This window comes from Bdellovibrionales bacterium (genome assembly GCA_018266295.1).
Lineage (GTDB): Bacteria > Bdellovibrionota > Bdellovibrionia > Bdellovibrionales > Bdellovibrionaceae > JACMRP01.
In genome coordinates, this window is record JAFEAQ010000019.1 from 225346 (window position 1) to 247568 (window position 22223).

Consider the following 22223-nt stretch of genomic DNA (forward strand, 5'->3'; position numbering starts at 1 on the left):
GAGCAACTATGACTGCAAAAATTCTAACGACGTCTCTGATCGTGATTTTGGGACAGACTTCGTCACTGGCTTTTGCACAAACCCCGACCTCTGAACCTGCAACCAACTTAACTATTCCGTTGCCAACACCGGCACCAACGGCGGCTCCTGCTCCAGCTCCTGTCCCGGCAGCAACGGGGATTGAGTCTATCAAGGTCTTTGGCGATCTTCGTTACCGCCATCAGTCCGAGACTCAAGAACCCAAGCAAGAGCGCGATTTGGAACGTTTGCAAGCGCGCCTTGGATTGAACGCCCAGGTCGAAGATAATCTCAAAGCCACACTGAGACTCATGACGGGCAGTGGAGCAACCAGCGGCAATCAGACTCTGGGCGATGAGAAAGCACCGGGGATGCCTCGTCGGACCATCGGTGTAGACCTCGCGTATTTTGATTACATGGCGATCAAGGATTTAGATTTTTATGGCGGTAAGATGCCACAGCCGTTTATCTATGCCGGCAAAAATCAAATGCTGCTGGATCGCGATGTGACTCCCGAAGGATTGGCTGCAAAGTACAGCGTCGGTCTCATCGAGAGGGAATTGGATTTCTTTGTTCAAGGGGGCGCGTTTTGGATTCGCGAAAACTATGACGACCAGTTCGGCGAAGAGAAAACCGACAATATGCTCAACGGCGGCCAGCTCGGTCTTTTGTGGAAGCCAAATGACTGGACGGTGACTGTCGGCTATGGAAGCTTTGCGTTTACAGGTCTTAAAGACATTCCGCCAACGAACATCACGGCCAGTGGTAAAGCCAACGGCAACACACTAGATATTAACGGCAACTACCCGACGAACTTCGATATTCAACAGGAGTTCCTCGAAGTGAAAAAGAAAGTAGGCACGGTGGACGTGACTGCTTTCTTTGAGCGCCTTGAAAATACCGATGCCGATGCGCTGAACGTGGCTCACACTTACGGCGTGCAACTTGGATATAAAGCCTGGGCCTTTACTTGGAGCTACGAAGAGGTTCAGAAGGACGCGGTTGTCGGACTTTTCACGGATTCGGATTTTGGCGGCGGAGTCACTTCAAGCCGCGGTCAAGTATGGAGTCTTGCTTACAAGTTCACAAAGAAAGTAACGATGCAATACACGGTCTATAACAATGAAAACGCTATTGATGTAGCTCCGACGAAGTACGATCGCAGCCACCTTGATCTGTCGATGACGTTCTAAAAAAATTATAAAGGGCGATAGTCGTTTCATGGCGAGCATCCCCGTTCCGGCGGCGTCCGCTGCCGGGAGTTACCTAGGAATGACGCGGGCCTCAGGGCCTCCTTTGCATATTAATTACATTTAAGGTTTGGTCCAAGAGGGGACAAAGCGTCCGAAACAGCAAGTAATCCTGCTGTAATGATTATTAAAATTTTCTCATGCCAGATAAGTGACACAGAGCCTTTGCTTTGAAAATAGAAATCTTGCGCTTGCGATAAATGACAGCTAGCCTTTTGCAGAGATCGCTCCCAAGACGGTCTCAACGAGCTTAGTAAATCTAGAGGGGGATTTATGATGCGCAAAAGTGAGAAGAGAGCAGGGCTACTTCTAAGTGTCTTCTTTTCGTTCTTCGTTGTCAGTGTCTCGATTGCAAAAGTTGAGACGATCATTGGCGATGTAAATCTCAAAAAGAATCCCAACATCGCCATCAACCCACCGACCACCAACGAATCTGAAATCATTATCTCGCGCAATCAATACGTCATCTCTTACAACAAGAAACGCCGCAATCCGAACTGGGTTGCGTGGCGAGTAGACAATACAGAACTTGGTAATGTCGGCCGCACGGATAAATTTACTGCCGACAGTGATTTGGAAAAATATCTGCTAAAGGATGGACCTGGCGAGCACGCAGTCAAACCGAGAGAGTATTTTGGCAGCTGTTACGATCGCGGTCACCAGACGCCGTCTGCAGATCGCTCTGAAACGACTCAAGACAACGAAGCCACTTTCATGATGAGCAATATGCTGCCGCAGACGCCATACTTGAATCGCGTGGTGTGGATGCATCTTGAACAACACACGCGAGACCTCGTTCATAAAGAAGGCAAGATTGCCTACATCGTTGCCGGCCCGATTTACGATCAGGATTTTGGCAAGATCGGTCCTAACAATGATATTCAGGTTCCATCTAAGAATTTCAAAGTGATCGTGCTTTTAGATCAAGGTCAGACTCCAGCTGACATCACCGATCAGACCGAAACGATTGCGGTGATCATGCCGAATCTGCTCGAAGATGGCAGCCGTCCTGACCAAAACCAAGATGCTCTTTGTAAGAGCTCTGCAGAAGACCAGCGTGGCGGTCGTTCCAATGACTGGGAACAATACAAGTCCACGGTGGCCGACATTCAGAAGCTCTCGGGCGTGACGCTCTTTCCGAAGTAAGAGGCATTGCCTTTACAGACACTAAGGCAGGTCAAAAAGAATCATTTCTGAATCTTCGCTGGCCGTGATAGCCGCGTTGGCGATGTCTTTCGCGGCGATCGCGTCGCCTGTTTGGATCTCTTCGCCATTGACTCGCACAGAGCCTTTGACCAATTGAATCCAAAGTTTTCTCTCTGGTTTTACCGCGAAGTCGAGGCTTTCAGATTTTTTCAAGCGCGAGATATACATATTCGCATCTTGATGAATGCTGATAGAGCCGTCTGAACCATTCGGCGAAATCACGTGCACGAGTTTTTGAGAATTTAATTCTTTCTCAAAAGACTTTTGTCCATAGCCAGGTTCTACGCCTTGTTTATCGGGCATAATCCAGATTTGGAAGAAGTGAGCCTCTTCGCCGTCTTTCTCGTTGTACTCAGAGTGTCTGACGCCGGTGCCGGCGCTCATGCGTTGCACTTCGCCCGGTTTGATCACAGCTTCATTGCCCATGGAGTCTTTGTGTTTAAGTCCCCCGGAAATCACGTATGAAATAATCTCCATGTCACGGTGAGGATGAGTGTCGAATCCAGTGCCGCCACGAATGCGGTCTTCGTTAATAACACGCAACGGTCCAAAGCCCATGAATTTTGGGTCGTAGTATTCTGCGAATGAGAAAGTATGGCGGGATTTTAACCATCCATGTTCTGCAAGACCACGCTCGTTTGATTTTCTGACTAACATCATAACTTGTTCCTTTCTCTATGTGCCTCAGTGAATACAGTATCGAACTTATTGCCTTTAAAGAAAATTATTATTAATATATCAACATTATAATACAAATTTATATAGTTTGTGAGACCTGACAGTGACCATCGACCAGCTTGAAACCCTTGAAATGATTGTGGAAAAAGGCAGCTTTAAGGCGGCCTCCGAGGCCCTTTATAAAACGCAACCAAGTCTGAGCGTTGCCATCAAGAAGCTCGAAGAGGAATTTGATTTGCAGCTCTTTAATCGCGAAGAGTACCGGCCGAAGCTAACACCCGAAGGATTGATCTTCTACAACTGGGCAAAGCAATGTCTTTTCACATTCCGCGAATTGCAAACCGTCGGACAGGAGTTGGGCGCCAAGAAAGTGGAGCCCTTTCTGACGATCGTTCTCGACCCCCTCGCACGCTTCGAAGCGATTGAAGGTGTGTTTATCGAGACTGTGATGAGCAAACATCCAACGGAAGTGACTTTCCGTTCAGAGATTATGAGTGGCGGTTATGATCTGCTCCTCTCTGGTGAGGCGGACTTTGCAGTGTCCACCAAAGCTGCGGATAACGACGACATCGAGAGCATGGCCTTTGATAAGATTGAAATGATTCCGGTGATAGCGAAATCTCTGGCCAAGGGCGCGGGCAAGGTGAACTACGCGTGGCTGAAGCAGTTTCCGCAAGTCGTCGTTCAGCAGGCCGAGGGCCGCAAAGATCCGATGAAGCGGGATTCAAAAGGCGTGATGTCGGATTCGCGCAAGTGCTTTGTGACGGATCACTCGTTGAAACACCGAATGATCATGAATGGCTTTGGTTGGGGACGTCTCGCACAGAATGAAGTCGCTGGCGCCCTAAAAAAAGGCGAACTCATTCAAATCCACGATGATCAACTGAAGCCGTTTGTTTTGGATCTGCATATCATGCGCCTTAAACACAAACCCATGGGCCCAGTGGCCCGCGCGGTGTGGGAACAGCTTGTGAAAAACTGTCTTTCGCCAAAACCGCGCAGCAAGAAAACGCGCTAAGCGAGGTCTTTGGCTTTTTTGCGGAAGGCTCCCGGAGAGCGCTTCGTTTTGAGTCTGAAGAAGCGCGAGAAGTAATTTGCGTCTTCAAAGCCCAGGTGAGCTGCGATTTCGGTGATGGGCATTTCGGAATAAGCCAGCAGGCGGCGGGCCTCGAGGATCAGGCGCTCTTGAATGAGGGTGCGCGCAGATTTTCCCGACAGGCGGGTCATTTTCATGGTCAGGGCTTTGGCGCTGATATGGAGCTTTCCCGCATAGAACTCGACGTCGTGATGTTTGGTGTAGTGATTTTCAATCAAGGCTTCGAAGCGCTCGCCAAAGGATTCTACGGCTGGCGGCTCCTTCAGTTTGAGATTTTTCACGCGGGAGAGGCGAATCAGAAAATTAAATAATTCCAGGCTCGTGACAAGCTCATAGTCCGTGGCTTTGGTTTCGTATTCTTTTAAAAGGCTTTCGCAAAGATCCGCCAATTCTGAAAATTCTTTTTTATCAGTGATTTGAAAACTGTCGGGGAGTGTCTGAAAAAGATTTTGAATTTTTCCCGCAAACGACGGATGGATTTTAAACAGCTCTTCTTCAAACTCAATGACATAACCCTGCGCGCCCTTTTCAAGCTGCCAGGAATGCACTTGCGCCGGCTTCATCAGATAGATGCGCCCGCGTTCAAGCGGGTAACGAGCAAAGTCGATTTCGTGCCAGCCGGCTCCTGCCGTCACCACCAGAAGATGATAAAAGTTATGCTTATGCGGAAAGGGAATCAGCGGAGTCAGGCGATCGGCAAAGCGCTGCACCCGCAGAGTCGTCTTGAGACTCGTGACGATGCCAAAGTCCTGCATAGGGTAAAGCTTTTGCGTATTCCGTGAAGGCATGATGTTTCTCCTGCCTCATAATAGCATAAATAAGCCAAAAATACGAAAAAACGGGAAGTTTGTGCTATTTTTGACGAAGTCGGTCTCTTTTAAGAATCATCCGCCCAGAGTATCCTTTTCCCAAAGGCAGGGAACTTATGGACAGCTGGATTATAGTAGGAATTATCGCCGTCTCTTTGGCCTCGATTCTGGTCTATGTCGTACTGATGTTCTTCTTACCAGAATGGGTCGGCATCACTGGCGCTGTTGCAAAGAAAGCCATCGAAAGCCATGTGGAAGAAGGCGCTGAAGGAACGCAAAGCCCCAGTGAACCCGCTTAGCGGCGACGAGATTCTTTTGTAGAAAAACAAATATCGTTAAAAAAGCACATCACCGAATAAAAGTTCTCGCAACTCGGTGTTATTTTTGACTCTGGCTGTGTTTCAACATGGAGGAGTCCAACTATGAAGTTCTCAAGACCGTTCACTGTTTCCTGCTGCATCTTTATGAGTACCATTATGAGCGATGTACCGACGTTGGCTGCGGGAATTCCGCAGATGATCTCCACTCACACAGTGGTTGAAAAGATGGATCGCACCCAAGCTCAGAATGAAGTTGAAAATTTCTTGAAACGTGAAGACGTGAAGCAAGCGATGATTGAGCGCGGGGTTTCTCCGGACGAAGTTTCGTCGCGCCTTGCGAGTCTTTCGGAGCCTGAGCTTCGCCAACTAGCGGGGCAAGTAAAAGAAGCCCGTGCCGGTGGTGATATCTTGATCACTATTTTATTGGTGGTTCTCATCATCTTCTTGGTGAAACGTCTGTAGAACCAATGCAAAAGATTTTTTTCCTCTTACTGGCGTTGACGCTTATTGCGTGCGCCAGTACCACTCCACAGAGTGACTCGATACTATCAGCCCCTAGAAATTTGCCGAGGGCTCATCAGATAGAGGGCGTGCCGTTTCTGCAGCAAACCGCCGGTTATTGTGGCCCGGCAACTCTTGCTATGGCGTTAAGTAGCCAAGGGCAGACGACAACTCCCGAAGAGGTCGGGCCGCTGGTTTATACTCCGGGCCTCAAAGGAACTTTGCAAGAGGACATGATCAGTGCCGGGCGCCGCCAAGGCTTCATGACAGTGAAAATTCAAGGCATGGAGTCCTTACTGGCAGAAGTCACTGCTGGCCATCCGGTGATTGTCTTTGAAAACCTGGCGCTTTCGTGGCTGCCGCAATGGCATTACGCTTTGGTATTTGGTTACGACCTCAACACACAGACGGTGACGATGCACTCCGGGCCTGAGGCCTTTAAACGCTGGGATCTGCGACGCTTTGAACGATCTTGGATGCTCGCCGATTACTGGGGCGTGGTTCTTCTTAAACCCGGAGAGCTCGCAGCCAGTGCCAGCGAGTATGAGCAAAGCAAAGCGGCCTCCGCCCTCGAAAGCCTTGGTAAAACCACGGAAGCGGAGAAAGCTTATCGGGCGATTCTGCGGCGCTGGCCAGAGAGTTTGGTTTCGGGAATTGGCCTTGCGAACATAGCCTATAGCCATGGCAGAGCGAAAGAAGCCCTGCAGCTCCTCACAGAAAGTGTGCGCCGTCATCCGGAGTCGATGGAAGCTTGGCATAATCTTTCGGTGGCACAAGCCAGCTTGGGACTCGGTAAAGAATCCCGACAGAGTGCCGAGAGGGCCGCGGGACTTGAGTAAGAGACTTTCAAACTGAAGTTACCAAAAAATCTTAAAACCGAAATTTAAATCAGTTGGTTTGCAATTACCATCGACAACGGACAAAAACCGGCCCGTGAAGGAGAACATCATGGCTAAAGCAAAAGTAAAAACAAAAAAACAAGCAGCACCCATCAAGAAATCTAAAACAGCGGTGAAAGCAAAATCCGCTTCGGCGAAGTCAGTAGCTAAAATGGCTAAGCCAAAAGTGGCTGCGCCGAAAATGGTGGCAAAAAAGAAAGCCACTCTCAGCAGTCCTAAAACAACGAAGGTGATGGCGAAGAAGGCGCAGATCGTTGTTCAAGATAAAAACTCAGACATTATCGATTTGATTCTTGATGATCACAGACCGTTGAAGGACCTTATCAAGGTGATGAAAAATGTCGGGCAGCACGACCTCGAAGACCGTCAAGAGGCTTTTGAGAAGTTCGCGCGCTTACTGACTTTGCATGCAAAACCTGAAGAGCGCACGATGTACGACTTCATGAAGGGCGACGAAGAAATCCGCGAGCTCGGTTTTGAAGGCGACGTCGAGCATGGACTTGCCGATCAGCTGGTTGAAGAGATCAAACGCACTGAGGACGATGATGATTTGTGGTCCGCGCGTGTAAAAGTTTTAGCAGACCTGGTTGAAAACCACATCGAGGAAGAAGAGTCTGATTTACTTCCGAATTTCCGCGATCACTCGGAACTTGAGGACCGCGAAGAGCTTGCCTTAAAGTTTTTGCGTCTCAAAGACGAATTAAACGATCTCGGCGGCTCGGACGCTCCTGAAGAGGAGATCATCGAGGAAGACGTCGAGACCGAAGCGATGATCTCGAGCAACCGCTAAGGCCGACATACATTGCATGCATATATAAATATAGGACATGCAGTTTACTTTTGCGGCCCAGGGCCCTAGAAGAGTCTCATGCAAGGAGCATTGTATGAGACTCTTTAGTTTTATCCTCTTCACAGTTTTTTCTTTTAACGCGTTAGCAGCTCAGGACAGCTTCGTCGCGAATATCTACGACATTCTCGGAAAGCAGCAGTACACGCTGCAAGAGATGGACTTAAGAATAATCCCAGCCGACATGCAGGCAAAAATTTTGCAGAAGGCCGTCGAAGCGTCTTACATCTGGGCTGATACTATTTTGGAAGGTTCTTACTCGCTGGCTCCGGGCTCAAAGATTCAAATCAATTCTGTCGAAAAGACTTTCGATAAAAAGACTAAAAAGTTAATCGCCTACCGCGTGGTGTACCAGCAGGCGGCGTTTGATACGAGCACCTGTGAACTGGATTGGGACTTGGTGGATTCTAACGAAGAAGCCTTCAATGAGTCGATGTCAGAGCATTGTATTCCTGGTGTGATCGAAGCGGCGATGTTTGTGAGTCTTGATTTTAAACTCGATATCCGCGACGACAACTCCATCGAGGAATTCCACGAGTAGTTTGCTACTTTTGTGAACGCGCCCATTCGTAGAGGGAGTCCGGAGAAAGACCCGGTTTTCCTTCGAGCTGCCAGTAGTTTTTCGGCCAGACAGCGCGATTAATTCTCATAGGATGCGGGGGAATCCCCAGAAGCTTGCCAATGAGCTCAGAACAGTAAATCGCGTCATCAGTCCATGAATACCAGAAATCAAATGGCAGTCCCATATAAGGCTGCACTTGAGACATGCGAATCGTTTGCGGAGTCTCAACGATCTCAGCGATCACGCCGCGATGTTGGAGCTCACTCAGAGAAATGATCGCAACCCCTTCGCCAGGGTAGGCATTGAGCCACTTATCACCGATGTCATCAAATTGAACCGCAGAGTGCGAGAAGCGTCCGCCGGGTTCGTATTGCACGAGATTGCCGCGGCTATCGTAGTTTTCTAAAAACGCGATGCGGGTCTTTGCGAAAGACGAAAATGGAATTAGTAATAAAATTATAAACCAAGCACTGCGCATCGGAAGAGGTCTTACGCCCGATCATGGAGCATGGCAAACAAAAAAAAGGCGGGGGGCTCACGGGTTATCATGAGAACAGGAAATTCACGGGATAATGTTGAGGACTGGGTGATATATATAATAGTTACTAGGGGGCCCCATGGCTGCACGTTTAAGTATCTTCTTCTTATTTGTCTTTCCTATGGCGGCTTCGGCCGCTTCGGTCTTTGATAAAGTTACCGGCGACCAGCCCTTGTGCTATGGGCGTGAGTACAGTGATGTTGTGATGAAAGCCCACCCGAAGCAAACGGTCCAAAAGATCCAGGCGAAGCTCGAAAAAGATACTCAATACAATCAGAATATTCTGAATATCGAGATCACTCTGAAAGGCGTAAAGAATCGTTACAAGAATTATCGCGCGATGCTTTTCTGCGATCAGAACGATGACTGCTTCGGTGAGTGCGATGGCGGCTCGGCAAAGTTAAGTCTGCTGAGTGACGGACGTCTGCAGCTCACAAACAATGGCTTCATCATCCAAGGCGGTTGCGGGGGTGAGGGTGAAGATGATGGCGTGATGCTGCCGCCGACTCCGGGCGGTGACGATGTCTTTAAGCTCACCAAGCTTCCGAGCGCCTTCTGCCAGAAGGTGGAACTCCGCGAATAAGCAAAGCACAGGACCATTCACTAGGACAAAGTCAGAACCTAGACTTAATTGAAAATGTATTGAGTTTTTTTTGAGCCCTTCTCTTCGTACCCTTATTTTGTTCTCAACGAGGAGGAGAAAAAATGGGGAAAATGAATTTCGTAGGTTTGGGTTTTGTTGGTATTGCAACAGCAGCAGTCGTTGCTTGCTCAAGTGGAGGCGGCTCCGGTTCTGGTGGCAGCACGACTTCAACAAGCATGCTTCAATCAAGAAAGATGTCTTGTTCCGGCGCTGCCTGCATTGGTGGAGGCTCTTTGAGCGCGATCACAAAACCGATCACGACTCTGTCGGTCTCAGACGCAGTGACTTTCTATGATGCTTTCAATCAGCAGATGATCCCTGCATTGAATAACATTATCAACATCATCGAAACAGGTGTTGCGAATGCCGGTGCGGAAAGCTGCGATGATATTTCGCTTTCTTTCTCTGGTCAGACTTCGGCAAATGGTGTGGTTTACAATGCGAAAACGGCGGCGTCTTCGGCAACAGCTCCATCTGACTTTACGACAACGGCGATGGCAAAGGCATTGTCTGCTGAAATCGCGTCAAGCAACACAGCAACTATTCAAGCTGACGTTGCATGTGGTGCTGGCACGGATGCGAATCCACTGGTAGCACGCGTGATCGGAAAAGACGGCACGACTCAGCTCAATTCTTGGTTTGAAAAGGGTACAACGAATCACATCCGTATTTTAATGATCGTAAAAAGTAGCGGTACGAACTATGCGGCTTGGTTTAAAACAAACGACGGTGACACTTTCGAAATCGTTTTGGCTTCTGGTGGCGCAACTTACAAAGCTGTCGGCAGCAAGACCCAGAACGTGATCCAGTTTAACGACGGCACGACCGACTCATGCTTAAACGCGACGACGGGCGCTTCTTCACCGGGTTCTTGTGGTAGCATGGCGACGTCTTCGATCACGGTCACAGGTATTCCAAATACGCTCACATCAAGCGCTACGAATTGGGCGAGTGTGGGTTCTGCGACTTTGATCAGTCCGGTTTACTAAATATTTCTGAAGCGAATTTGAATCCGAGTCCTTGGGGGCTCGGATTTGACTTCCAGATTCGCATTCATCTTGGCAAGGTCGGTTTTTACGATATCAAGGCCAAGCCCCGAGCCCCAGCCTTTACTGGATTTCGGAGCGTCTTTAGCGGTGCTTTCAAAGCCCCCGGCGTTGTCAGAAAAGACGAAGACGTTTTCGCTCCAGCTCATCTCGATCACGGGGTCCGAAACCGATTTTCTTTCAAAAGCTTCGATGGAATTTAGAATTAAATTAAAAAACAATGAGTGAAGGCGATCCGGATGAGCCGTGATGATTCTTGGCTCCGGAAGAGTGAGTTTTACTTTTGAAAGCCTTCGTGAAAATATTTTCAGAGATCCTTGCAGGGTTTCGTTGACGTCCACTTCGCTGACGCGGTCTTCGACAGAAACCAGGCGCTGAATGGATTTTAGAACATCACGGACGTTCTCCATATCTTCAGCAAGAAGTACCATTTGATTTTCATAGTCCTCAAGGGAAAGCCTGCGGTCTTTATTGCGTAAAGACTCAATCACCAAAATAGGGGACGAGAGCAGGCCCTTAATATCATGAGTAAGGCGGGTTGCCTCGCGCCCGATGAGGCTAAACCGACTGAGCCTATCTTGTTGAACCTGTACAGCGCCGATTGCGTATTTTTGAATGCACCATGAAAGCAAGAAGAACACCGCCATGATGAGATACCAATCGGCTCGCTCAATCGGAGGAAGTGTCCAGCCCATGTTGTCTTGAATGAGGTAGGTGACGAAATAACCTAAAAGTCCAACGCCATAGATGAGTGGAAAAATCCAAGCGCGTCTCAGTTTTAAGAATGAGCATCCGACGGCGCACTGGAAGTAGGCGACCTCATAGACTGGGGCGAACCAAATCATGATCCAGCAGTAGGTGACCATATTGATGAATAAAATCGCCGCAGATAGATCACTCAGGCCGCGTTTATGAAAATATATCACCTGACCAAGACTAAAAACGCCATAGGCGATTTTCACCCAGAAATAGAATTCCTGGTAAGGCGGATAGACGCGCGACATTTCTGTAAATGCTGTCAGAATCGCAACGACCGCATGCAAGAGCGCTGCGATCGTAACGAAGGATATATTTTTAAGGTTCATAGCAATAGCCGGATCCGTAGACTGATGTCAGGTGTTGAGCAAAGGGAGGAAGTTTCTTTTTCAAATTTAACAAATGCGTGTCAAAAGCATTCGGGCTGACTTGCTTGCGGCCCCATATGTGACTCACAATTTCTGCGCGCTGAACTCTCTGACCGCGATGAAGAATAAAATAGTTCAAAATCTCAAACTCTGTTGGTGTGAGGACGATCTCCTGATCATCGACGGTGACCTTGCGGGTGTTCATATCAATTTCAAAACCCAAAACCCCACCGGCTTTTTTCGGCGACAAGACTTTTTCAAGCGAAACCAGAAGCTCCGTCAGAGTAAATGGTTTTTCAAGAAAGTCCTGCACCTGGCGTTTTAGAAAACCAATGGTCATCGGCAGGTCCACTTGGCCCGAAATCACAATCACAGGCGGAGTGTTGTAGTTCTCATGGAGGTAATCGAGAAAGTCATGGCCGTTTTCACCAAGGCCCAAATAGTAATCCAGAACAATGGCATCGACTTTTTCATGAGCTAAAGCGGTTTGCGCATCTTGGATCGAATGAGCTTTTACCACACTATAGAAAGGCTCGAGAGAGAATGAGAGTTTCTCCAGAAACGAGGTGTCGTCATCCAAAAATAGAATTTGCTTTTTTAACCCCATAATTTTTAGTTTAGCGTGCCAGGGACGAGGGTCAAACGCTTAGTACGATCTTTAGAATGTCTTGATAATTATAAGTGCCTGCAAAGTCGGCACTTTTCCGATCCGGCAGGCCCGGAAAGAATTACAGACTTGTCCAGCGAAGTGTGATCGGGACGTCCCTCAGGTCCCATTGGTTCGCTATTAGCTCCCATGGTCTTTGCATAAGCCTCTTGGTCGTCATTTTTTATCAAAGGCCACAGGAGGCTTTATGAAAACCATCTTCGGTCCCTTGGGACTTATCTTAGCTGTCACTTTGCTGGTGAACTGTAATCGCGCTCGTCTTGAGCCGAACAACCCTAGCAATGGCCAAGCTCAGACTCTCGGCAGAGGCGAAGGCCCTGAATCCTTGCCGCCGCAAGGTCCGAAGACTCCTGACATTCCACGTGATCGTGGCCCTGTGCCGGCACCAACGGATGGCGTTTGCAAGGCTGCGAACGTGAAAACGACGAACAACGTGAAAGTTCTTTTCGTGGTCGACGGTTCGGGCTCAAACTTCGGAGCCAACGGTTCACTGCCAAGCGATCCTGCGAAAGAATGGCGTACGAGCACTCTTCGTCAGTTCATTACTGAGAACGTGAATAAGCCAAACTTCTTCTATGGTTTGACTCTCTTTAAAGGAACAACGTCCGTTGCAAAAATCAAAGTCAACGGCGAGCCTGGCTTCTCGAATGACAGAGCGGTGGTTTCTGAAGGCTTTAGATCTTTCTTGAGCACTCAGGACGGCGGCAACACTCCGTACAAAGCGGCTCTCAGAATGGCGAAGAACATCATCGCGGCGGATCTTGAGCAGCATATGAATGACAACACGACTTATGCAGTTGTGATGGTCTCTGACGGCCATGCAACGGATTACAAGAATGCCCATGACGTGATTCCGGATGCGGCTTCTATTAAAGACCTTGCACCAGAGCGTATTACTTTAAACAGCGTGTATTACTCAGCCAAGAAAGTCGACGCTTCAGCACCTCAGTACTTGAAGTCGATCGCAAACATCGGTGAAGGTGCTTTCATCGTGGCGAGCACGAAGCAGTCTTTGAAGTTGGCGGACGTTGTTCGCTTCTCAGCAGTGAGCTGCCGTTAATACTCAACCTCGACGCCGAGGGCTTCAATCAGAGCCACGGCTTCGGGAAATGAGAACTTGGCCTCTTTCAATTTGGCAAATTTTGGATCAATGAAGTAGTGACGGGCGCCGCGGAAGTCCGCTTTTTCAAGATTTGAATTTGCGAACGAAGTTCCTGAAAGAGTCGATGAGCGAAAGCTCGCTTTTGAAAGATTCGCGCCCGAGAAATCGGCTTCGCGGATCGAGCAGTTTTCAAACCTCATTCCACGAAGATCTACGGACTGAAAGCAAGCATAGTCGAGTTTGCAGCCCGAAAAATGATAGTCGCCGTTAGCGCGCACTTCGATCCAGTTAATTCCCATCACATTGCAGTTTTCAAATAAGACATTGCGAAGCACGATGTTGGTCATCGGGACGTTGGCAAGATTGCAGTTCGTGAACTTGCAGTCGAGAAAGACAGCACCCTTCAGTGAAGCGTCCGTCAAATTGAGTTCATTAAAGTCAAAGCCACTGAGTTCACTGCGCTGTTCAGAGAGTAGTGGTGCGAGTTCTTTTTCTGTGATGACAGTATAATTCATGGGAGCCTCTTCGTCTGTGTAGGAACGATAGCACCAAAGAGCCGTGTTCGAGAAATAAGTTTTAAAAAGCGTGCGCTGGGCTTAAAAAATTCTTTAAGTATCGTTGAGTCCCTCTCCAAAACGCGTTTTAAAGCGTTCACCAAGCGTTTGCAGGCATTCGAAACGGACCAGCCCAATGCGCGCATATGCAGAGAAAAAAAACGTCGTATCTTCGCAGCGTAGACCGTGTTTAATCAGCGACGAAAAAAATTCTACCCGCCGCATTTTTGCGGCACGTGCGCTCGGAAATTTTCGGAGGAGATCGACTGATCTAAACTTGAAGTTTGTTTGAAAGGAACGGTTCCACATTTACTTGGGACTGAGAATAGAGCCAGCTCCACGTGCTAATGCTTGAGCACGGACTCTCTACAACCGACTATTTATATAATGCACAGGTATTTTTATTACTTCGCAAAATTTCATTTTTGCAATTTAAAAGTCCTCTCTCATTTTCTCATTGTTCTCTTTGCTCACCGGACGACACACGCACACATGATCCCCTTCACATTTTGGCGGACGCCGATATGCAATCCGGGTTCGCAGACGTTTACATATACTGGGAGTGCGGCGACATTCACTCTGCCGGTGAGCTGCACCTCTTTTAAGGTGCAGGCGTGGGGCGGCGGCGGTGCCGGCAGTGGAAAAGCCAGCGGCACGTCAGCCACGGGCGGTGGTGGTGGTTACGCCTATCAAACTTTCTCGGGGCAAACCCCGAGCACGGTCTACAATGTCTTTATTGCAAGCGGTGGCTCTAATTGCACCGTCGGTGGTTCAGGTGGCCCCGCAGGTGTCGGAGTGACAAGTTCATTCAACGGCGGAAAAGGCGGCGGTCGTCGCGCGGCGGGATCGGCCGGTGGCGGTACTGGAGCTGGCGGATCGGGCGGAGCCGGCGGTGGCTATAATGGTGGCGCTGGAAAATTTGGCGGCGGTGGTGGTGGTGGAGTCGATAGCTCCGGTGCCGTGGATGGCGGCGGCGGAGCTTGCAGTTGCAGTGGTGCTGCTTGCACGACTAGCACCGCGGGGTCTGGTGCAACTCCAGGCAACAGTGCGCAGGCGGATGGCAATGCGGCCGGAGGTCCAGCAAACTCCGGCAACTCCTGTACCGGGACTGCCGGCGGGAATGGCTATATGATCGTGACTTACCCTTAGGCCATTGATAGATTGAGTCCTTAGCAGAAAAGTTCTCCAGAGGTCCATTCTATGTTGCCGGTGTTTGGTTCCAGTCCTGATCAAGAACAAGTTGAAAAATTTAAAACTTCTCCGCAATACAATCACCAAGAACGACGCTTTGTGAATCGTTTGCCACAGGTTCTCGAGCAAATGCGCAAAGAGGCTTTTAATTTTGCCACGATCAAAGAGTGGCTGTTTGAAGGCGAAGCGCGTACACCCGCAAAACCGTTGCCGGAGGTAAAACCGGATTTGACGGAGTTTCTTAAGGCCTCGGAGCAAGTCAAAGTCATTTGGTTTGGTCATTCGACGTTCATGCTGAATTTCTCAGGTAAAATTATTCTCGTCGATCCGGTATTTTCTGGCAGTGCTTCGCCGGTGGGCTTTATGGTGAAACGCTTTCAGCCGCCGGTCTTGCAGCTGGAAGAATTGCCGCCGATTGATATCGTTCTGATTTCCCATGATCACTATGATCACCTCGACATGGAGACAATGAAGTTCTTTGCAAAAAAGAATCCGAAATTTATCATGCCCCTCGGTGTGGGTTCGCATCTTCGCGGATGGGGCGTTAAAGCCGAAAGTATCACCGAACTTGACTGGTGGCAGAGTAAAATCATGGACGGTGTTGAATTTATTGCGACGCCGGCTCAGCATTTCTCGGGTCGGGGAGTCTCTGACGGCAATAAAACTCTGTGGGCTTCGTGGGTGATCCGCAATCAGCAGCACAATATTTACTTTAGCGGCGACTCAGGATACGACACGCACTTTAAAGCCATCGGCGATAAGTACGGTCCGTTTGACATCGCCTTCATCGAAAACGGTCAGTACAACCAAAAGTGGCGCGCGGTTCACCAACTGCCGGAGGAATCCGTGCAGGCATATTTTGATTTAAAAGCAAAAAGATTCTTTCCCATTCACTGGGGCATGTTTGTTCTGTCGCTCCATTCTTGGCGCCATCCTGTGGATGAGTTGCTGAGACTTTCAAAGGAGCGCGGTGTGAACATCGTCACACCAAAGCTTGGCGAAATTGTGGCTGTCGGTGACAGCTATCGCAACAGCGAGTGGTGGAGCGAGTTAGATTAATTTTTTTGCAATCGGAAAGATCTGAATCGCGACGCGATAAAGGTGTCCTTCTTCGTCGGATTGTTTCCGGTCTTTGATTCTATCTCGTACCAGGCGCAAGTCCTTTCTTAAAGACTCAAACCCTTCTTGGTCTAGATGAAGAGTCACGTGAGAGTACTCATACTCTTCGGCGGATAACTTTTCTAAGTTCTCGAGGGACATTTTCAGATTGTTCCGGTGATTCACGCGAAGAGAGGGTGAGTGTCCCTCTTGAACCACATGAATAGGATTAGAGGAGCGCTGAAGTCGGCCGTCCTCGGTCACTTGTAAAAACCCAACGACGAGCAGCTCGTTAATATACTTTTCCATCTTGTCGATACCGATTCCGGTCTTTTGGGAAATGGTTTGCCGGCAAGCTTTAAAGCCGCTTCTTTTAAAAAGAGATAGAATTATAAAATACTCCAGCTCTTCGTAGAGATGACCGTGGGTATCCGGCGAGATTTCAAAGTAGGCTTCTTTGAATTTTTGGGCGATCGTCAGGCTTGATAAAAATAATTTGCTCTCCGCTTCGGAGAGGGCGAGCTTCTTAATGATTGTCTCCACTTTGCGCGAAGGAATGGTTCGCTTGCCACTGAGAATGGCAGAGAGAGTTCCTGAATTAAGATTCAAAAACTGGGCATATTGTCTGAGAGAATAATGTTTATTTTTTTCTTTTCGGTGTCTGAATAGGTCTTGGAGCTTTACTAAAAAGAAAGGCTTATGGCGATTTTTAGACATCTACTTTCGTCATTTGCATTACTTGTGTTGAGTATACAGTAGTATCGTCAAAACTTTCAAATCGAATAGGCCACTTAGAAAAATCTGGTCCAATATCAAATTCATAAAAATTTAATTTATAAGCACATTGCGGGATGAGTGCTGCAAAAACAAAGGATCATTTGCAGCGTGAAATTTCACGGACCCTCTATTGGTGAAAATTGTACGACCGAAAAGCTTGCCGATTCTTTTAGTGATGATGAATTTTAAACGAGGGAGAAAAGAAAAATGTCTAGGGAAGTGAAAGCATCTTGGTTCAAAGGGATTAAAGGCAAACTTTTATTCGCGGCGGTTCTTCCGCTAATTGGTTTTGGAATCCTCTTTGTAACTGCTAATCAAGGATTCAACAAAGATGCAGAGATTATCTCGACTGCACATGACAGTCTTATACCAAATCTTGACAGCATCGGAGCCATGCGAAACGCGCGTAATCGTTTTGGTTTTAGATCAGTGCAAGCTATGGGCGAGGAAGAGAGCTCGAAGGTCAGAGAAGAGTATGTTGCGGAGGCAAAAACTGCCTATGGCGATTTTCAAAGACAATATGAAAATTACTTAAAGGCTCCTTCACTTCAAAAAGAGATCGAGCTTCAAACCGCGGGTAAGCCGGCGATTGAGGCTACGGCAAAAATCATGGGCGAAATCGTAGATCTTCTAGATGCTAAGGATCATGCAAAGACGGTACAGGCTAAGGGCCTGTTGACCGGCCCGTTTGCTAAAGACGGCACCGCAGCTCAAAAATTCATGGTGGATGTGATTACACTTTATCGCGAGCAGGCAAAAATTCAGTCTGTAGAGGCTATTGATACTCGCCGCCAAGTGACAACCACAGTGGTCCTGGTATCAACATGTGCATCGCTCTTTATTTTCAGTATTTTACTGTGGCTGGCACAAACTGTGTCATCAAGTGTGAGTGCGGTTTCTCAGCGTCTGGCGGATGCCGCTCGTGATGTGGCTTCTTCCGTAGAACAACTGAACGAAGCCGGCAATACACTTTCTTCGTCTTCAACAGAGGCGGCAGCTTCTTTGGAAGAGACCGTGGCTTCTTTAGAAGAGATGACTTCAATGGTGAAAATGGGTTCCGACAATGCAAGACAAGCGGCCGCGTTGGCGCAGTCTTCATGCCAGTCGGCTGAAACAGGTGCTCAAGAAATTCAGAGCCTGATTAAATCTATGCAAGACATTTCAATGTCTTCTAAGAAGATCGAAGAAATCACTTCTGTGATCGACGATCTTGCTTTCCAGACGAACTTGTTGGCATTGAATGCGGCAGTAGAAGCAGCTCGGGCCGGTGAGCAAGGAAAAGGTTTTGCGGTTGTTGCAGAAGCCGTTCGCTCGCTGGCGCAAAGAAGTGCGTCTTCGGCAAAAGATATTTCAGCATTGATCAAAGAATCCGTGTCGCAAGTTGAATCCGGCAGCGTGATTGCGGATCGCAGCGGTACGACGTTGTCAAATATCGTTCAGTCTATTAAGAAGGTTTCCGATCTCAATAACGAGATTGCGTCTGCAAGCCATGAGCAGGCGACAGGAATTGAGCAAATTAATAAGGCTATGAGTCAGCTCGATCAAGCAGGTCAAGGCAACGCCGCTTCAGCCGAAGAAATTGCGGCAACGGCGGGCGAGATTAGCAATTTGGCAGTAAAGACTCACTCGTTGACGGTCGATCTGAATAAGATCGTTATCGGTGGCTCCTCAGACGATGTGGACGCGGTGATTGCCGGTCCATCTCAGAAGCGCAAATCGGCGTCGATGGCTAAGGTGATTCCGCATAAGAAAAAACCGGCTCCGGAATCGGCAGCGGCAAAGATCCCTTTTGACGAAGATGGCGATCCCCGCGGCAAGATCGGTGATGCGAGCGGGTTTTAAGATGGGACAGTATCTGACGTTTCAATTAAGATCCGAGTTGTTTGGTATTCCGATTGGCGATGTTCGCGAGATTAATCAGCACGGCGAGGTGACTCCGGTCCCTCACGCGCCTGAATCCGTGAAGGGCGTAATGAATCTCCGTGGAAAAATCATTCCGGTCGTGAACTTAAGAGTTAAGTTCGGCATGGAAGAGCAGGAGATCACAAAAGAGAGTTGCATTATTGTGATCGACACGCTGTCAGGCCAAGTGGGAATCGTCGTCGACTCTGTTAAAGAGGTGATTGATCTTGCAGCGGAGCAGATTTCTGAGACTCCGGGCCTAACAAGCACCAACACCGGAAACCTTGTCAAAGGTGTCGGCAAACTAGAGCAGCATGTGGTTTTGTTAGTGGATGTGAAGTCGGCATTTGTCTCAGACCGTCTTGAGGAAATTCAAGAAGCCGCTTAGTACTATTTTAATATATTCAACCATCGCCCGTGTCCTTATCCCTTTTTTGGACGCGGGCGGTTTCATTTTTTTAAGACTCCGAACTGGGAACATATTTTTAGCCATCTTCGCTCTATGAGACTTGGCTGCTTGCTCACTTTGGTGCGGTCTCCGATAAGTTTGTACGTGGAACTCTCGATAAGTTTCAAAAGGGGATTGTCATGCGCGGCTTTAAATCGAATGCCGGATTCTCTCTTGCGTCTGTTTTGGTGGGTGTAGGTATAGTCTCAGTGGTGGCTCTAGCGATTGCTGCCACCGTCACAGGGGGCATCGATGGCATGTCTCATATGCGCAACGTGGCTCTTGCTGAAGATATCTCGGGGCTGGTCTCGGGAATGCTCGGAGATCCTGATTACTGCGCACTTCATTTTAAAGGTAAAAAAATTGCCGGCTCCTTGCCAGCAACCATTGATAAAAACGTCGTCTTCAAGGACGTGACTCCGGCGGGAACGCTTGGCAATAATGAGATCATTACGGCCGGCAAGAAATATCAAAACGTTCTTCAGGTCGAGTCGATTGTTTTGAGTGCTGATAACACTCTCGGTGCCAATCGTTATTTGGGTTCGGTGAAGATGAGCTTGAAAGGCAGTACGGGCTACAATCTGTATTTCAATCGCAGCATCCCGTTGCAAATTGCAACTGATCCAGGTGGTAATATCACGGCCTGCAGCCGCGCTTCTGAAGTCGCTCATGGATCGCAGCAAGGCGTGTGGTCCGAGAACTGCGCTGACTTCGCCGCCAAAGGCTGGCCAAGCAAAGATGCCTGCATGAAAGACGGCCGTTGGCATATGGCATATTCTCACACCGCGGGCGGGGCTCCGACATTCAGTAACGTGAATACCTTGATCGGTTACATCGAAGAAGGGGCGCAGGTCAAAGTCCGATTGCCTCCCGGAGGTTTTGCCCCGGGCATCGACGGTTTTTATGAAAGCTGCGTTTCAACCATTCGTTACTCCGGCAAGCTGGCTTGCTTGAGCTCGTCTCGCGTGGGGATTCCGGATTGGAATACTCCGGTGATCGCAGGAATCGGCGGGGTCGTGTACTTCACGACGGGTATGCTCGTTTACAAGGAACCTTCAAGCTCAGTGAATGCACCCATGCAATGGTATGTGAAGTTCTAGCGGGAAAGCTTGCCCGCGCCGTTTGGTTTGGATACGATACTCTCAAAGGGAGTATTTATGAACGGCGCACATCTGCATTTGCTTGTAAACCATGTTTCTCTTTTCTGTATCTTTATCGGAGTCGCGGCTTTGATCTTTTCGATGATACGAAAATCAGCCGACCTTCGAGTTCTTGCGGTGGCACTTTTTGTGATCGCCGGCATTTTCGGTTGGATCGCGATGGAGACGGGCGAACAGGCTGAAGATATTCTTAAAACCCTCGATGCCGGTGTGAAGGTCTTTATTAAACCCCATGAGGAAGCGGCGGACTGGGCTTTCCGCTCTAGTATCTTGATCGCAGTTTTAGCGATCGCCACTGAGTGGGCTGCCCGCAAGAAACAAAAATGGTTTAAACCATTGCAATGGATTTTGCTCGTGGCGGCGATTCACGGCTCCACCGTGTTTGCAAGGACGTCTTACCTAGGTGGTGATATTCGTCACAGCGAAATCCGCGACCAAAACAGCAATCAGTGATAAGCCGACCATCGGAAGTGCGATTGCAAAGATCGCCATAATGGCAAGAATCACCAGGGGGCTTCGGCCCTCGACTTTGCGAGGTGCTCCGAGGCCACCCTTGGGGCGACGGCGCCACCACATCACGGTGCCACTCACGCAAAGTCCGATGAGTGCTAAGCACGCAATCAGTGCGAGCAACTGATTGAGCCAGCCAAAGACCAATCCTTGATGTAATGAAATTCCGTATTCAACCGTTTTTGCAAAAAGATTGTAGTCGGCATAGCTGACTTCTTCGACGACAGTGCCGCTGTATTGATCGATGTGAATCGTTCTTTCCAGGCGAGGATCGCCGGGGAACGAGGACAAAGTGAAGACTCCCATTTCATCCTGAGGGTAGGCGATTTTATATCCACCCGGCAGATTTTCTTTGCGCGCAATTTCTGTGACGCGATCAATGCTGATTTGATTTGCTGAGGCACTCTTCACGGACTTCTCATGCACATGAGCCGATGTCGGCATTGGCGCCGTTTCTGCGGCCCACGGAACCATTTGCTCTTGGCCCTTATTCAGTTCTGCTGTCAGCATCTTGGATTCAGGAGTTGAAGCAAATGCGTGGGGTGGAAAGCTATTCCAAACCTTCGCGTAGCGCTCACCCCAGAAGCCGGTCCATGGTAGGCCGGTGATAATGAGGAAACTAATAAGGATCGCCGTGTATAACCCGAGGCAGGCGTGAAGGTCGCGCCAGAAAATGCGCGAGCCGCCATTCCAGCGTGGCAACCAAACTCCCCAGAATTTCTGACCGCGAGGCCACCACAGGTAAAGGCCACTGCAAATCAAAATCAAACCCCAGCATGCGACGGTTTCAACCAGGCGATCGCCGATCGTGCCAGCGAGAAGTTCGCCGTGGATTTTCTTAACCACGTTTTGGTAGTAGCTCGCTTCATCGCGCATGCCGAGCACTTGGCCGTCGTGAGGATTGACGTAGACATTGAATTTCTGACCCAAGTCCGACATGCCGATCGCAGCGCTGCTTTCAGTTGTCGCGGGCGCAAAATAACTTTCAACCGTGGCAGACGGGTAAGCGGCTTTGGCTTTCTGCACAATTTCAGAATCAGCGAGTGTGTTCGTGGCGGGTGCTACTTTTAAGAGTTGCGGATAAACCAAAGGATCGAGCTGCGGCTTAAACAAGTAAATGCTGCCAGTGACGGCCAGAATGAGCATAAAAGGAATGACGAGAAGGCCCGCATAGAAATGCCATCTCCAGATGCGTGCATACAGCTTATTTTTTTTCACGATAACTCCCGATACCCAGAAACTAACAGGAACGGCGGGGAAAGCAATGTTTCACTGAG

At 48.9% G+C, this 22223-nt stretch carries 25 protein-coding genes; 17 read left to right on the plus strand and 8 right to left on the minus strand.

Annotated elements, in window-relative coordinates:
• Positions 1-8 precede the first annotated feature (8 nt).
• Together JSU04_18385 and JSU04_18390 are read left to right on the plus strand one after the other, a co-directional pair.
• Positions 9-1211 (plus strand): putative porin, encoded by a 1203-nt coding sequence (locus JSU04_18385; protein MBS1972280.1) that lies wholly within the window; start codon positions 9-11, stop codon positions 1209-1211.
• 330 nt (positions 1212-1541) lie between these two features.
• The gene (locus JSU04_18390) at positions 1542-2414 is read left to right on the plus strand and encodes a DNA/RNA non-specific endonuclease (protein ID MBS1972281.1); all 873 of its coding nucleotides are present in this window, start codon (positions 1542-1544) and stop codon (positions 2412-2414) included.
• 21 nt (positions 2415-2435) lie between these two features.
• Here JSU04_18390 and JSU04_18395 read toward each other — a convergent pair whose 3' ends face one another.
• Positions 2436-3134: a pirin family protein gene (locus tag JSU04_18395; GenBank protein MBS1972282.1), complete on the minus strand. Its 699-nt coding sequence runs from the start codon at positions 3132-3134 to the stop codon at positions 2436-2438.
• Between the two features lie 121 nt (positions 3135-3255).
• Between JSU04_18395 and JSU04_18400 the strand changes: the two genes are divergently transcribed.
• Entirely contained in the window at positions 3256-4170 is a 915-nt protein-coding gene (locus JSU04_18400; protein ID MBS1972283.1) for a LysR family transcriptional regulator, read from the plus strand.
• Here JSU04_18400 and JSU04_18405 read toward each other — a convergent pair.
• Entirely contained in the window at positions 4167-5036 is an 870-nt protein-coding gene (locus JSU04_18405; protein ID MBS1972284.1) for a helix-turn-helix domain-containing protein, read from the minus strand. The two genes, JSU04_18400 and JSU04_18405, sit on opposite strands and share 4 nt — an antisense overlap.
• Positions 5037-5173: 137 nt before the next feature.
• On the opposite strand from JSU04_18405, the gene JSU04_18410 reads away from it, so the two are divergent.
• The 5 genes from JSU04_18410 to JSU04_18430 all read left to right on the plus strand — a co-directional run bounded on the left by JSU04_18410 (position 5174) and on the right by JSU04_18430 (position 8165).
• Positions 5174-5356, plus strand: coding sequence for a hypothetical protein (locus JSU04_18410; protein ID MBS1972285.1), 183 nt, complete (start codon positions 5174-5176; stop codon positions 5354-5356).
• A gap of 123 nt (positions 5357-5479) precedes the next feature.
• On the plus strand, positions 5480-5839 hold the full coding sequence (locus tag JSU04_18415) for a PA2779 family protein (protein ID MBS1972286.1): 360 nt from the start codon (positions 5480-5482) through the stop codon (positions 5837-5839).
• A gap of 128 nt (positions 5840-5967) precedes the next feature.
• The gene (locus JSU04_18420) at positions 5968-6717 is read left to right on the plus strand and encodes a PA2778 family cysteine peptidase (protein MBS1972287.1); all 750 of its coding nucleotides are present in this window, start codon (positions 5968-5970) and stop codon (positions 6715-6717) included.
• A 109-nt stretch (positions 6718-6826) separates the two neighbouring features.
• Positions 6827-7567 carry a hemerythrin domain-containing protein gene (locus JSU04_18425; protein MBS1972288.1) on the plus strand — a complete coding sequence of 247 codons (741 nt, stop codon included), beginning with the start codon at positions 6827-6829 and terminating at the stop codon, positions 7565-7567.
• A gap of 94 nt (positions 7568-7661) precedes the next feature.
• A complete protein-coding gene (locus JSU04_18430; protein ID MBS1972289.1) occupies positions 7662-8165 on the plus strand; it encodes a hypothetical protein in 504 nt (167 codons plus the stop codon).
• A 4-nt stretch (positions 8166-8169) separates the two neighbouring features.
• Here the strand turns inward: JSU04_18430 and JSU04_18435 are convergent, their stop codons facing one another.
• Positions 8170-8664: a hypothetical protein gene (locus tag JSU04_18435; protein ID MBS1972290.1), complete on the minus strand. Its 495-nt coding sequence runs from the start codon at positions 8662-8664 to the stop codon at positions 8170-8172.
• 139 nt (positions 8665-8803) lie between these two features.
• Here JSU04_18435 and JSU04_18440 point away from each other — a divergent pair, with 139 nt between their 5' ends.
• Both JSU04_18440 and JSU04_18445 read left to right on the plus strand, forming a co-directional pair.
• Complete coding sequence (locus tag JSU04_18440; GenBank protein ID MBS1972291.1) at positions 8804-9307, plus strand: hypothetical protein; 504 nt, start codon at positions 8804-8806, stop codon at positions 9305-9307.
• Positions 9308-9429: 122 nt separating this feature from the next.
• Positions 9430-10356, plus strand: a complete 927-nt coding sequence (locus JSU04_18445; protein MBS1972292.1) for a hypothetical protein — start codon at positions 9430-9432, stop codon at positions 10354-10356.
• Here the strand turns inward: JSU04_18445 and JSU04_18450 are convergent.
• Both JSU04_18450 and JSU04_18455 read right to left on the minus strand, forming a co-directional pair.
• A complete protein-coding gene (locus tag JSU04_18450) occupies positions 10353-11498 on the minus strand; it encodes a HAMP domain-containing histidine kinase (protein ID MBS1972293.1) in 1146 nt (381 codons plus the stop codon). The genes JSU04_18445 and JSU04_18450 overlap by 4 nt on opposite strands.
• Positions 11488-12144, minus strand: coding sequence for a response regulator transcription factor (locus JSU04_18455; GenBank protein ID MBS1972294.1), 657 nt, complete (start codon positions 12142-12144; stop codon positions 11488-11490). Before JSU04_18455 ends, JSU04_18450 begins: the two co-directional genes overlap by 11 nt.
• 247 nt (positions 12145-12391) lie before the next feature.
• Between JSU04_18455 and JSU04_18460 the strand changes: the two genes are divergently transcribed.
• The gene (locus JSU04_18460; protein MBS1972295.1) at positions 12392-13264 is read left to right on the plus strand and encodes a VWA domain-containing protein; all 873 of its coding nucleotides are present in this window, start codon (positions 12392-12394) and stop codon (positions 13262-13264) included.
• On the opposite strand, the gene JSU04_18465 is transcribed toward JSU04_18460, so the two are convergent.
• The gene (locus JSU04_18465; protein ID MBS1972296.1) at positions 13261-13821 is read right to left on the minus strand and encodes a pentapeptide repeat-containing protein; all 561 of its coding nucleotides are present in this window, start codon (positions 13819-13821) and stop codon (positions 13261-13263) included. The two genes, JSU04_18460 and JSU04_18465, sit on opposite strands and share 4 nt — an antisense overlap.
• A 531-nt stretch (positions 13822-14352) precedes the next feature.
• Here JSU04_18465 and JSU04_18470 point away from each other — a divergent pair.
• Positions 14353-15009 (plus strand): hypothetical protein, encoded by a 657-nt coding sequence (locus JSU04_18470; GenBank protein MBS1972297.1) that lies wholly within the window; start codon positions 14353-14355, stop codon positions 15007-15009.
• Between the two features lie 51 nt (positions 15010-15060).
• The gene (locus JSU04_18475; GenBank protein ID MBS1972298.1) at positions 15061-16110 is read left to right on the plus strand and encodes an MBL fold metallo-hydrolase; all 1050 of its coding nucleotides are present in this window, start codon (positions 15061-15063) and stop codon (positions 16108-16110) included.
• Here JSU04_18475 and JSU04_18480 read toward each other — a convergent pair.
• Positions 16102-16866, minus strand: coding sequence for a TIGR02147 family protein (locus tag JSU04_18480; protein ID MBS1972299.1), 765 nt, complete (start codon positions 16864-16866; stop codon positions 16102-16104). The genes JSU04_18475 and JSU04_18480 overlap by 9 nt on opposite strands.
• Before the next feature lie 267 nt (positions 16867-17133).
• On the opposite strand from JSU04_18480, the gene JSU04_18485 reads away from it, so the two are divergent.
• From JSU04_18485 to JSU04_18500, 4 genes are all read left to right on the plus strand, one after another.
• Entirely contained in the window at positions 17134-18768 is a 1635-nt protein-coding gene (locus JSU04_18485) for a chemotaxis protein (GenBank protein ID MBS1972300.1), read from the plus strand.
• Positions 18752-19216: a purine-binding chemotaxis protein CheW gene (locus tag JSU04_18490; protein MBS1972301.1), complete on the plus strand. Its 465-nt coding sequence runs from the start codon at positions 18752-18754 to the stop codon at positions 19214-19216. Before JSU04_18485 ends, JSU04_18490 begins: the two co-directional genes overlap by 17 nt.
• A 200-nt stretch (positions 19217-19416) precedes the next feature.
• The gene (locus tag JSU04_18495; protein ID MBS1972302.1) at positions 19417-20376 is read left to right on the plus strand and encodes a hypothetical protein; all 960 of its coding nucleotides are present in this window, start codon (positions 19417-19419) and stop codon (positions 20374-20376) included.
• Between the two features lie 57 nt (positions 20377-20433).
• Positions 20434-20889 carry a hypothetical protein gene (locus JSU04_18500; GenBank protein ID MBS1972303.1) on the plus strand — a complete coding sequence of 152 codons (456 nt, stop codon included), beginning with the start codon at positions 20434-20436 and terminating at the stop codon, positions 20887-20889.
• Here JSU04_18500 and JSU04_18505 read toward each other — a convergent pair.
• Complete coding sequence (locus JSU04_18505) at positions 20836-22164, minus strand: PepSY domain-containing protein (GenBank protein MBS1972304.1); 1329 nt, start codon at positions 22162-22164, stop codon at positions 20836-20838. The two genes, JSU04_18500 and JSU04_18505, sit on opposite strands and share 54 nt — an antisense overlap.
• Positions 22165-22223: the final 59 nt, after the last annotated feature.

Bases quoted from the DNA above. Each gene is read 5' to 3' on its own strand.
- JSU04_18385 (MBS1972280.1), top strand. From the start codon at position 9: ATGACTGCAAAAATTCTAACGACGTCTCTGATCGTGATTTTGGGACAG.
- JSU04_18390 (MBS1972281.1), top strand. From the start codon at position 1,542: ATGATGCGCAAAAGTGAGAAGAGAGCAGGGCTACTTCTAAGTGTCTTC.
- JSU04_18395 (MBS1972282.1), bottom strand. From the start codon at position 3,134: ATGATGTTAGTCAGAAAATCAAACGAGCGTGGTCTTGCAGAACATGGA.
- JSU04_18405 (MBS1972284.1), bottom strand. From the start codon at position 5,036: ATGCCTTCACGGAATACGCAAAAGCTTTACCCTATGCAGGACTTTGGC.
- JSU04_18410 (MBS1972285.1), top strand. From the start codon at position 5,174: ATGGACAGCTGGATTATAGTAGGAATTATCGCCGTCTCTTTGGCCTCG.
- JSU04_18415 (MBS1972286.1), top strand. From the start codon at position 5,480: ATGAAGTTCTCAAGACCGTTCACTGTTTCCTGCTGCATCTTTATGAGT.
- JSU04_18425 (MBS1972288.1), top strand. From the start codon at position 6,827: ATGGCTAAAGCAAAAGTAAAAACAAAAAAACAAGCAGCACCCATCAAG.
- JSU04_18430 (MBS1972289.1), top strand. From the start codon at position 7,662: ATGAGACTCTTTAGTTTTATCCTCTTCACAGTTTTTTCTTTTAACGCG.
- JSU04_18435 (MBS1972290.1), bottom strand. From the start codon at position 8,664: ATGCGCAGTGCTTGGTTTATAATTTTATTACTAATTCCATTTTCGTCT.
- JSU04_18440 (MBS1972291.1), top strand. From the start codon at position 8,804: ATGGCTGCACGTTTAAGTATCTTCTTCTTATTTGTCTTTCCTATGGCG.
- JSU04_18445 (MBS1972292.1), top strand. From the start codon at position 9,430: ATGGGGAAAATGAATTTCGTAGGTTTGGGTTTTGTTGGTATTGCAACA.
- JSU04_18450 (MBS1972293.1), bottom strand. From the start codon at position 11,498: ATGAACCTTAAAAATATATCCTTCGTTACGATCGCAGCGCTCTTGCAT.
- JSU04_18455 (MBS1972294.1), bottom strand. From the start codon at position 12,144: ATGGGGTTAAAAAAGCAAATTCTATTTTTGGATGACGACACCTCGTTT.
- JSU04_18460 (MBS1972295.1), top strand. From the start codon at position 12,392: ATGAAAACCATCTTCGGTCCCTTGGGACTTATCTTAGCTGTCACTTTG.
- JSU04_18465 (MBS1972296.1), bottom strand. From the start codon at position 13,821: ATGAATTATACTGTCATCACAGAAAAAGAACTCGCACCACTACTCTCT.
- JSU04_18470 (MBS1972297.1), top strand. From the start codon at position 14,353: ATGATCCCCTTCACATTTTGGCGGACGCCGATATGCAATCCGGGTTCG.
- JSU04_18475 (MBS1972298.1), top strand. From the start codon at position 15,061: ATGTTGCCGGTGTTTGGTTCCAGTCCTGATCAAGAACAAGTTGAAAAA.
- JSU04_18480 (MBS1972299.1), bottom strand. From the start codon at position 16,866: ATGTCTAAAAATCGCCATAAGCCTTTCTTTTTAGTAAAGCTCCAAGAC.
- JSU04_18485 (MBS1972300.1), top strand. From the start codon at position 17,134: ATGTCTAGGGAAGTGAAAGCATCTTGGTTCAAAGGGATTAAAGGCAAA.
- JSU04_18490 (MBS1972301.1), top strand. From the start codon at position 18,752: ATGCGAGCGGGTTTTAAGATGGGACAGTATCTGACGTTTCAATTAAGA.
- JSU04_18495 (MBS1972302.1), top strand. From the start codon at position 19,417: ATGCGCGGCTTTAAATCGAATGCCGGATTCTCTCTTGCGTCTGTTTTG.
- JSU04_18500 (MBS1972303.1), top strand. From the start codon at position 20,434: ATGAACGGCGCACATCTGCATTTGCTTGTAAACCATGTTTCTCTTTTC.